A 10,815-nucleotide genomic window follows, 5' to 3' on the forward strand; every position below is an offset into this window, starting at 1 on the left:
AAAGGTTGGACTTCCGGGATGGAGGTCCAACCTTTAACTTTATTTCAGCGATGAAACGATATTATCAATCTGCACCTTTGAGTCAGGATACTTCCCTATGAAGGTGTTGTATCTGTTTTGATCTAAATTTCCCTGTTTTTTGGCGAGAGCCAGATACCAGTGGACAATCATCCTGTTTTGTTCAAAGGAAGCGGGATCAGCTTGCGGATTGATACTCTCTAGCAGCCCATATGCTTCTTCTCCGGCAGGTTGGAGCTGTAACCAGGCTTTTTCATACTCGCCGTTTATCATGTTCACTTGTCCTACTGAATAACGAATGATGGAGCTATGGTAAAAAGGTCTGCCTGACATTTGTTCCTTAGGGAGCGTAGCAATGTGGTCTATTCCTTGTTGAACCTTGTCATAGATCTCTTGTATGGCTGCCCATGCTTGGTCCATCTTCACTTTATCGTTAGCTTGCTTCGCTTGATTCCATTGCGTATTGTATATGGAAGCAGCGCGTTCATAGAAGCTGAGCTCCCATGGATATTTCACTAATGCTTCTTGCAATAATTGGATCGAAGAGGCATAGTCTTGTTGGGTCATAAAGAGGGAATATTGTCGTTCCAACAACAATCGGTTATTGGGTTCATTTTCCCGTGCTTTTATTAAAGTAGAGGCAGCTTGATCTAAAAATTGTTGCTGCTGCTGTTGATCCTTCGATTGAGAGGCCACTTGCATGAAAAAATCATATTTTAGGGCGTAATAATCCGGCTTGGGATTTGCTTTGATAGCTGAATCCAGTTGAGCCATCACTTCATTGAATGACCTGCCTTGCTGTGCATAGGCTATTGCTTTTTCGTAAGAACTGTTGGCATTAATCTTAATGGCGGAAAAAACGAAAAATACCAATGCCAATATACTAATTGCTGCTGGATATATGAATCTTTTGGAGGATAGTGCAGAATACTTGTTCAACCATTTGGGTTTGCTATTCAAGATGGAGGTCATTCCACCCAAACATAGGAAGACTAAACTTCCCAGAAATACGTAACTGAGTTCAAAATCCAGAATACTGTGAATTAAGATTGATATTGTCACCATGTAGAAAATAAGGTGTTTGTCCGTTTGCCCCTTTTCCGAGGAAAAGGATTTTCTTATGAATAAAAAATAGACCAAGACCAGAAGACCAACGAACACCGCAAGTCCGAGAATTCCAACCTCATTCAAATATTGCAGGAAGAAATTATGTGCTTGACGGCTGGTGTAGGGATTATTTTGATATTTTTCGTACAAAACAGCCCAACCACCGCCGCCAGCACCGATAATGGGATAATCCTTAAACAATTTTATAGAATCTTTATAAAAAGTACCACGTTCAAGTACACTATGTTGCTGGAAGTTAATATTTTCCAAACGTGTTTCCAGATTGTCTGGCAGGAGAGATTTCACAGGAGTAGCCAGCAGCAAAACTGCTCCCAGCGCTCCGCCAATAACCAACACCGCTGGCAACAGCAATCTGCTGCGTTTGCGGGAGGAGTAGGTGGTCAATCTTTGATCTAATTTTATGAAGACGAAAGTTTGCAGAAGCCAAATGAGGCCTCCTGCAATCAGAGATACCCCCAAGACTGCGGCCCACCCGCTCAAACTATCGCCATTAAACCAACTTAATGTTTCGGCAGACTTTCTATCGGGTGATACAGTGGTGAGCAATTGGTTGACGATTTGAGTGGACTTATTGGTTACATAACCCGTAATTGGAAAGGATGCGACCACTCCGATCATGGTATACAATGTAAGCATCAATTGTTTTGACATCGTCATCAACGGTAGAATTGCCAAAAAGATAAATGGCATGACTACTATGCCGCCACGAGACAAAGTGAGCCAAAAGGAGAGAAGAATCGGCACAATCATAAAACCATTGACAAAAATCACATACCACTTTCTGGAATGAGTGGTATAGTAGAGACTGCACAATAAAGTCGCCATAAGAAATGCTGCATAAGCATTGGCGTATTGGAACACGGAAGTCAAACGCAAGCCCTGATCGAACATGACCGCATCCTGGGAATACATATTTCCAAATGCACAGGCTAAACCATAAAAGGTAACCAAGTACCCTACTACTGTAATGGAAACCTGTAGTACCTCTGCTCCAAGTTCCCGGCGGGATAAATAAGCACCGGCTATAAACAGTGTAATATACATCATATGTATATGCGTCATGCCTTTTGCGAGATCCGGCGATGCCGCGGCAATTGAGGAAATCCAGAATGTCAAAGGTATAAGCCATACATAGACACTGATCAGATCTCGATTATCCTCAAGCTTCCACTTGAAGAAAAAATAAATAGCCAGCATAATCAAGGTAATGGAAGATAACATAGTGGCAGTATTGATAGGTTTGTCGAAATTAATGGAATAGCCGTTAAATAGGGCGGTGTGGAAGGCAGAATAATACAAAAGAATTGAGATCATTAACAATATGCCTATAGAAAAGATGGGGATTTGATTTGAATCGGCAGCATTTTTATTTTTGCCTTTTGGTCTCGAAAGCATATACAATCTCCTTTTTATAAATGAATGCATTTATTTTATCATAAAATATGACTCAAGAGACTATATTAAGAACTTTAAAAATGTACATTAATGGAATGTCGTGTTATATTCAAGCTTGACGTATTTTTGTTTAAGAATGGCTAAATCTTCGTTGATTACAGTTAGGGGAATAATAAAATGCTAATTAATCCAGTGCGTGTAATTGCAGAATTCTTAAAATTGTGGAAGCTAATTTTGGAACTAGCCAAGAAAGATTTGATAACACGATATCTTGGTTCTTACTTGGGGATTTTGTGGGGCTTTATACAACCCGCAGTTCTAATTTTGATCTTTTGGTTTGTTTTTCAGGTAGGCTTTAAAAGCATACCTGTAGAAAACTTTCCATTTATTCTATGGTTAATCTGTGGGATTAGTCCATGGTATTTTTTTTCAGATGCTATTAACATGGGAACATATGCAATAGAACATAATAGTTATCTTGTAAAGAAGATAGTTTTTAAAGTAAGCATACTTCCTATTATAAAAAACATATCGGCACTATTCATTCACCTGTTTTATATTATTATCATCTTTATTTTATTTGCAGCTTATGGATACAAACCTTCAGTTTATAACATTCAATTATTGTACTATCTAACCTGCTTGTTTTTTCTGGCAGTTGCTTTATGCTACATCACTTCAAGTGTTTTAATATTTCTAAAGGACGTCGGACAAATTGTAGGAATGTTTTTACAATTTGGGTTTTGGTTAACTCCTATTTTCTGGTCTTTTGACATACTCCCTGAAAAATATCAATTCTACTTTAAACTTAACCCTCTTTATTACATAATTGAGGGGTATCGTGATACTTTTATTCACCATGTATGGTTCTGGGAACATCCCTTTTTAACCGCTTATTTTTGGGTATTACTGGCTATAATATTTGCATTGGCTATTATTGTCTTCAAAAAATTAAAACCACATTTCGCTGATGTATTATAAAGGAGTATTTATAAAATGAGAGATAATGAAACTCCCGCGGTGATTAGCTTAAAAAGTATATCTAAGATTTTCAAATTGTATGAGAAATCTTCAGACCGATTGAAAGAATCATTAAGTCTTACTTCAAAAAAATATCACAATCCCTTTTATGCATTGTATGATATTACGTTTGATGTTTTTAAAGGAGAAACTATAGGAATTTTGGGGAAGAATGGTTCGGGTAAATCGACATTACTTAAAATTATTACAGGTGTTCTGACCCAGACGTCCGGTTCTGTGAATGTAAACGGAAGGGTGTCTGCTTTATTGGAATTAGGAGCAGGCTTTAATTTGGAATTTACCGGACTAGAGAACATTTATTTAAATGGTACAATTCTGGGATATAGTAGAGAAGAAATGAATAAAAAGCTTAATGCAATTCTTGAGTTTGCAGAGATTGGGGATTTTGTATATCAACCAGTCAAATTGTATTCAAGTGGCATGTTTGCAAGGCTAGCCTTTGCATTGGCAATTAACGTGGAACCTGACATCTTAATTGTTGATGAAGCACTAGCTGTCGGAGATATCCGATTCCAATCGAAATGTTTTGATCGGTTTAAAGAATTAAAGAAATTGGGAACAACCATTTTATTTGTAAGTCATGATGTTCAATCGGTCCGGAATTTTTGTGATAAAGCTATATGGTTGGATCAAGGAAAAGTCAGGATGTTGGGAAATACTGTGGATGTGACAGCTTCATATATCCAATATATGAACAGCTTTGCAGAACCCCATAGTGAAAACAGCTCGATCAAGGAACTAAGTGAACCCCGAAAGCAAAACGAAAGTAAAATGAGAGTTGGGAAGTTTAATTTCATTAATAGATGGGGGAAATTTGTAGGGCTAATTAAATATGTGGATTTATTAAATTCAAAGGGTAATCCTACCGAACTGCTTCATTATGGAGAAAATGTATCAGTAAAGGTTGGATTTTATGTGGATGAAAATATTGTAGACTTAAATACATTGAGCATAGCGATCTCAATAAAAAATAAACAAGGAATTGATATCATCGTTTCAACCACATTTGATAACGAAATAATTAGAATAACTAAAAGAAATAAATTTTACGAAACAGAGTTCCTCTTCACTAATTATCTTACCAGCGATGACTATATTTTGGTAGCAGCTATTGAAGATAGGAGTCAATCATTGCCTCAATACTATGATTTTATTGAAGGGGCAAAATATTTTCGTGTGCTAACAGATCGTCAGTTATTCGGAATCATTAGTCTCCCTATGAAAAAAAATATTATTGAAATAAAAGGCGAGGAAGGTAAGTATGAGTGAGAACTTGAACTCTAAAGAATACTGGGACAAAAGATTTGAAGATGATTGGGAAAAAAATAGCGGCCGACAACAATCAAGATATTTTGCGGAATTGGCAATGAATATGATGCCTAAAAAGTTGTTAGCGATATCAAAAGAGGAAAATTTCACCTGGTTAGACTGGGGATGTGCACTTGGTGATGGGACTCAAATTATTGCGAACGCAATTGGGATTGAGAATGTATGCGGGTTGGATTTTTCCACCTCAGCAATAGAAACTGCATTAGTTTATTTCCCTAATTTGCAGTTTATGTCAGGATCACTTCTGGATTATGATAAAAAGTATGATATAATATTTAGTTCTAATTGCATGGAGCACTTTAAGGATCCTCACTTTTGGTTAAATCAAATTTTTGATCATGCCAACAACATGGTCATACTCTTATTGCCATTTCAAGAATACGAAAGACTTGCGGAACACGAATATACCTTTGACTATCATTCTTTCAATTTTGAAATAAAGGGATTTCATTGCGTTTTTCATAAGACAACAGAAACAAATCCTGATTTTTGGCCTGGAAAGCAAATTTTAGTTGTTTATATTAAAGATGGATCTGAAATTGAAAAAAATCTCACACTGGAAATATTCAAAAATTATAATTATGTTGATTCACTTGCAAGTACATCTTTATTGAGAAAGTTGAAGGAAGAATCAAAAGATTTTCACAAGCAAATACAGAAATTGCACGAAGAACTAATTAATATGTCAAATTGGAATCATAATATTTTAAAGGAACTTGAAGAAAAAAATATTGCTTTGAAGAATGAAATAGATAAATCTCAGGATCTTAGGGGGGAACTCTCTGATTTATCAGAAAAATACGAAAAAGAAAATGCTAATTGGCAAGATAAACAAGCTGAGCTTAAATCCTATATGGACAATTTAATTGACGAAATAACTAATCTTAACAAAGATAATGATAAGTTAAGGATGGACAATATACGTTTGGGTTTTGAAAACACCGAGTTATATCAGGAAAATTCAAATATTGGAGAACAGTGTAGTTCCCTGCATTCAGATATAAGTAGTTTACATGAAGAGCTAACCAAAATGTCTCAATGGGCTCATTCTATGAAAAGTCGTCTGGATTTCTTTGATAAATTTATATTAATTCGTGCAATAGAAAAACTCAATAAGAATGGACTGAATTGGTTCGTCAAGTCTTTATTTAAACGAGCATTGAGAAGAATTATTCCCCCGATGCTTAGTAATCGTCATCATATGAAGAAAAAAGAAAATGACTTCGATATCTTAAAAAGTGATGTGGAGCAATCTGGCCATAACAAATTTATTATTGTTTTTCCAGTTATCGATTGGAACTTCCGGCATCAAAGGCCTCAGCATATTGTCTCTCAGTTTGCAGATGAAGGGTTTACTGTCTTGTACTTAAATATGGAAATGACCCCTATTCAGAAGAAGATACAAAATAAGTATGAAGCACTTGATTATTTATCCTATAACATCATTTCCAAAAGAATATACCAAATCAACTTAGTGACTGAAAAACCGATTAATATTTATCAAGATACATTAGCTAATAATGATTTAAATAATGCCTTAGTGGGTTTGAGTACTGTATTAGATATATTGAATTATCCAGAACCATTATATTTGGTGCATCATCCAGGATGGGCCAGTTTAGTATATGAAATGAAAAGGAAATTCGGTGGAAAAATTATGTTTGACTGTATGGATGATCATTCGGGATTCAATTCGAATTCGGATGACTCGGTTAAATCCGAAATAGAACTGATTAAAAAATCGGATTTAGTTATTACTACTGCAGATTTATTAAATGAAAAAGTTAATCGTTTAAATAAAAATACTATTTTGGTGAGAAACGGAACTGAATTTGAACATTTTAACAATATTTCCCCCAATGGAGAACTTGAATATTTGACAAATAATCCGATAATCGGATATTATGGCGCTATTTCGGATTGGTTTGATGTTGATATGGTTGAATATGCAGCTCAAAAACATCCTGATTGGAACTTTGTATTAATTGGATCCACTTGGGGCTGTGATATTTCTAAGTTGAGCCAGATTTCGAATGTATATTTTTTGGGTGAAAAACCATACAAAGATTTACCGGGATATTTATATTATTTTGATGTTTGTATAATTCCCTTTAAACTAATTCCGCTTACCCTTGCTACCAATCCTGTGAAGTTTTATGAATATTTAAGTGCGGGGAAACCAGTCGTATCAGTTTGTCTTCCTGAATTGAGGCACTATAAAGATTTTTGCTACTTAGCAGAAAATAAGGAGGATTTCGTTGAGAAAATTTCTTTTGCATTAAACGAAAATCCATCAGAGTTAATGGAGCCGCGGATTCAGCTAGCTCGGGAAAATTCATGGAAGGCAAGGTTTATACAAATTAAACAAGGGATGGAGAAAAAATTTAATGAATAAAGTTTCAATTATTTTGCTTTCTTATAATTCTCTTGAGGATACTACAAAACCATGTATAGAGAGCATATATAGAGCTAAAAATGAAATCCAATTTGAATTAGTAATAGTAGATAATTTATCAACAGATGGAACTAGAAGCTACTTAGCTTCGATCCAGGACCTTTATCCCAATTTAAAAGTTATACTTAATGATAGTAATATGGGATTTGCTGCTGGAAATAATGTAGGTATACATTCAGTTAATAGTTCATACTATATTCTTCTCAACAGTGATACAATTGTTGTTGACTATTGGCTCGACAAACTCATTGGTTTTATGGAAAATCATCCTGAAGTTGGGGTTTCAGGTCCTGTAACAAATTCTATAGGAAATGAGCAACGGATTTTTACAACTAGTACTGATGAAAGAGATATTATTAATGAAGGAATCAAGTGGGCAGCCATTTGCGAAAATGATTTTTTTTATACAAACCTTATTGGCTTTTTCTGCGTTGTTATTAAGAAAGAGGTATTCGATAAAATTGGTCTTCTAGATGAAGGTTATGGTATGGGAATGTTTGAGGATGACGATTTTTGTTACCGTGCGAAACAGGCTGGTTTTTTTCTGGCATGCGTAGAAGATGTTTTCATCTATCATAAAGGCAGTGTTTCTTTTAGTAGATTAGGATATGAAATAACAGACCTATTTTATCAGAATTTGAATCGCTTTCAAACAAAACATAATTTAGTTTGGAAAACTAACCATAATCCTAAAGCTTTTCTTGAATTAATAAAGCATTATATAGTTACTGGTGATCAAAATAACAATAAGGTTAAATTTAAGGTGGAAAATAAAGCGAATGTAGTTTTGCATTATATGCATCTTGATCCCCCGAATCCTCAAGCACAAATTCATTTGGATCAAATACTTTCTTCAGATGCTTGGAAAGCGGTAAGGAAACTTTATTCAATTAGAGATAAACACAAATCTGTTTCCTTAATTATTAAAGGAATTAAACTTGTAAAAAGAGAAGGATTATTTGCTCTGCTGAAAAAAATAAAAAATAAATTATTTAAAATAACTTATGAAGAAAGATTATTTAATCAATTATCAAAAAAAATAAAAGGTAAGAGGGTTATTATATTCCCCACTCCACTCGATTGGAATATTCCATTATTTCAGCGTCCACAACAATTAGCTAAAGCATACTCAAAGAAAAAAAATACATGTGTAATATATTTTTCAGATAAACATGAATATGATCAATTTGACATTATATATCAAGTTGACAAAAATTTATGGTTAGTCGACTCCAAATATATAGATAATGTAAATAAAATTGTCCCTACCGCCGCGGAAACCATTATTTCTATAAGTTGGACAGGAAACATGCGTTATTTAGATTTAATTAAGCATGACAAATTAATATATGAATATATAGATGAATTAAGTTTATTTACAGGTTATGGGGACAAAATGATTAGTGATCATAATTTTTTGCTGCGACATGCTGATGTAACTGTTGCCACGGCATCTAAACTTTTTGATGATGTTAAAAATATTGCTTCAAATCCAATCTTATCTACTAACGCAGGGGACTATGATTATTTCAAGAGAAATAAATCATCCCCAATTAACCAGGAACTTGATTCAATAATTGGAAATTTCGATTGTATATTAGGGTATTATGGGTCATTGGCGAGTTGGTTTGATTATGATCTTGTTTATGAAATAGCAAAAAAAAGACCTAACTGGGCATGGATTTTGGTAGGCTGGGATTATGATGGAACATTAGCTGAAAGCAATATCCTGAAACGTAATAATATTTTCCATATTGGGCCACAACACTATACCAAACTTCCTGGCTTTTTAAATGCATTTGATGTAGCCACATTGCCTTTTAAAATTAATGAGATTACTTTATCTACTTCCCCGGTTAAAATTTTTGAATATATGGCTGGTGGTAAGCCTATTGTCAGTTCGAATCTTCCAGAATGTCAAAAGTATCAATCTATATTTAAATACAATAATTCTGATGAATTTGTTAATTGTATCGAGAAAATTAAAAAATTAACTCAAACAGATAAGTACTGGACTTTGTTAGAGAAGGAAGCCTTGGAAAATACTTGGGAACAAAGAACTGATCAAATATTAAATGCGCTTTATAGAAACTAAAGAAGGTGTATTTTTGAAAAAGAAGTGTTTATATTTAATGCATATTAATTGGTATTGGATAAAACAAAGACCTCAATTTATAGCCGAGCAATTGCAGAATTGTTATGATTTGGATATTGTTTATATTTTTAATCTTAAAGATTATTCAAAATTAGTTAGAAAATCTAAGGAAAAAAACTCACTAAAATTATTAAGGATTATAAAAATTCCATTTTCCTCAAAGATTAAACCACTAAAAACATTTGAATTTCTAATAAATTTCAAAAAAATTAATGGTCTTTATAAGAATAATTATGATATTATTTGGATAACTTCTCCCATTGTTTTAGAGTTTCTTTCAATTATTCATTTTAAAAAGGCTAGCATAATTTATGATTGTATGGATGATATCCTTGCTTTTCCACAGTCTGCAAATCAAATAAACAGACTTCTAAATTTGGAAAAATATTTAATTAATAAAGCAGACATTATTTTTTCTTCCTCAACTCTTCTTAAACAAAAAATGCATGAACGAGGTGCAAATCATGAAAGAGTATTTTTGATAAATAATGCGTTAAGTTCTTCATTTATTCAGGATAACGAATTTTTTGATATTTATTATTATGGGACAGTGTCGTCTTGGTTTGATACAGAATTGATAACTACAATTATAGAGGAAATGCCCAATATACGTTTTTTTATAATTGGACCTCTAGAAATAAAATTACCTCAACATGAAAGAATAGTTTATATCAAAGCTATGCCACATGATAAACTAAAGATATTTTGTCAAAAAGCGGATGCATTTATTATGCCCTTTTTAGTTAATCAGCTTGTTGCCGCGGTAGATCCAGTTAAAATTTATGAGTATATTTCATTTAATAAACCTGTTTTTTCAATCCATTACTCAGAAACAGAAAAATTCGAGGAATTTATTTCACTTTATGATACTAAAGAGCACTTAATGATTTTAATTCAGGAACAAGTGAATAAAAAAAGAAACCAAATTAAAATTCTTTACTCATTTTTAAAAAACAATACATGGGAAATGAGAATAAAGGAGATTAGCAAAATAACTAATTTTATCCTGAAAAAGGAAGAGGTTATGAATGAATCAGATAGTTCAACTAGAAAAGAGAATAGCCTGGATTGATATTTTTAAAGCAATTTGTATATCCCTTATGGTAATGGGACATGCGGGGGCCCCATTTACTACATATATTTATTTATTCCACATGCCAGCTTTTATTTTTATTTCAGGTTATACTTACAATGGGAATAAATATAGTTTTTTTTCTATTTAATTCATAACTTGAGTGTTGCGAATTTAGCATGAACGCCCCCTAAATGGGCACACGCGTAGTGCATTCGGGCA

7 protein-coding genes are annotated in these 10,815 nt (G+C 33.6%); 6 read left to right on the forward strand and 1 reads right to left on the reverse strand.

The window, feature by feature from the left end; genetic code table 11:
• Positions 1–39: 39 nt before the first annotated feature.
• Positions 40–2,541, reverse strand: coding sequence for an O-antigen ligase family protein (locus tag DQG13_RS26255; RefSeq protein ID WP_181593007.1), 2,502 nt, complete (start codon positions 2,539–2,541; stop codon positions 40–42).
• A gap of 177 nt (positions 2,542–2,718) precedes the next feature.
• Here DQG13_RS26255 and DQG13_RS26260 point away from each other — a divergent pair, with 177 nt between their 5' ends.
• The 6 genes from DQG13_RS26260 to DQG13_RS31950 are packed head-to-tail and all read left to right on the forward strand — an operon-like array spanning position 2,719 to position 10,744.
• On the forward strand, positions 2,719–3,522 hold the full coding sequence (locus tag DQG13_RS26260; protein ID WP_181593008.1) for an ABC transporter permease: 804 nt from the start codon (positions 2,719–2,721) through the stop codon (positions 3,520–3,522).
• Between the two features lie 15 nt (positions 3,523–3,537).
• Positions 3,538–4,851: an ABC transporter ATP-binding protein gene (locus tag DQG13_RS26265; protein ID WP_113023146.1), complete on the forward strand. Its 1,314-nt coding sequence runs from the start codon at positions 3,538–3,540 to the stop codon at positions 4,849–4,851.
• Entirely contained in the window at positions 4,844–7,306 is a 2,463-nt protein-coding gene (locus DQG13_RS26270; RefSeq protein ID WP_113023147.1) for a methyltransferase domain-containing protein, read from the forward strand. The genes DQG13_RS26265 and DQG13_RS26270 overlap by 8 nt, the downstream gene beginning before the upstream one ends.
• The gene (locus DQG13_RS26275; protein WP_113023148.1) at positions 7,299–9,461 is read left to right on the forward strand and encodes a glycosyltransferase; all 2,163 of its coding nucleotides are present in this window, start codon (positions 7,299–7,301) and stop codon (positions 9,459–9,461) included. Before DQG13_RS26270 ends, DQG13_RS26275 begins: the two co-directional genes overlap by 8 nt.
• Before the next feature lie 13 nt (positions 9,462–9,474).
• Positions 9,475–10,593 carry a glycosyltransferase family protein gene (locus DQG13_RS26280; protein WP_113023149.1) on the forward strand — a complete coding sequence of 373 codons (1,119 nt, stop codon included), beginning with the start codon at positions 9,475–9,477 and terminating at the stop codon, positions 10,591–10,593.
• A 34-nt stretch (positions 10,594–10,627) separates the two neighbouring features.
• On the forward strand, positions 10,628–10,744 hold the full coding sequence (locus tag DQG13_RS31950; protein WP_397334021.1) for a hypothetical protein: 117 nt from the start codon (positions 10,628–10,630) through the stop codon (positions 10,742–10,744).
• Positions 10,745–10,815 lie beyond the last annotated feature (71 nt).

Source organism: Paenibacillus sp. YN15 (genome assembly GCF_003285005.1).
Taxonomy (GTDB): Bacteria; Bacillota; Bacilli; order Paenibacillales; family NBRC-103111; genus Paenibacillus_AR.

Bases quoted from the DNA above. Each gene is read 5' to 3' on its own strand.
- DQG13_RS26255 (WP_181593007.1), bottom strand. From the start codon at position 2,541: ATGCTTTCGAGACCAAAAGGCAAAAATAAAAATGCTGCCGATTCAAAT.
- DQG13_RS26260 (WP_181593008.1), top strand. From the start codon at position 2,719: ATGCTAATTAATCCAGTGCGTGTAATTGCAGAATTCTTAAAATTGTGG.
- DQG13_RS26265 (WP_113023146.1), top strand. From the start codon at position 3,538: ATGAGAGATAATGAAACTCCCGCGGTGATTAGCTTAAAAAGTATATCT.
- DQG13_RS26270 (WP_113023147.1), top strand. From the start codon at position 4,844: ATGAGTGAGAACTTGAACTCTAAAGAATACTGGGACAAAAGATTTGAA.
- DQG13_RS26275 (WP_113023148.1), top strand. From the start codon at position 7,299: ATGAATAAAGTTTCAATTATTTTGCTTTCTTATAATTCTCTTGAGGAT.
- DQG13_RS31950 (WP_397334021.1), top strand. From the start codon at position 10,628: ATGGGACATGCGGGGGCCCCATTTACTACATATATTTATTTATTCCAC.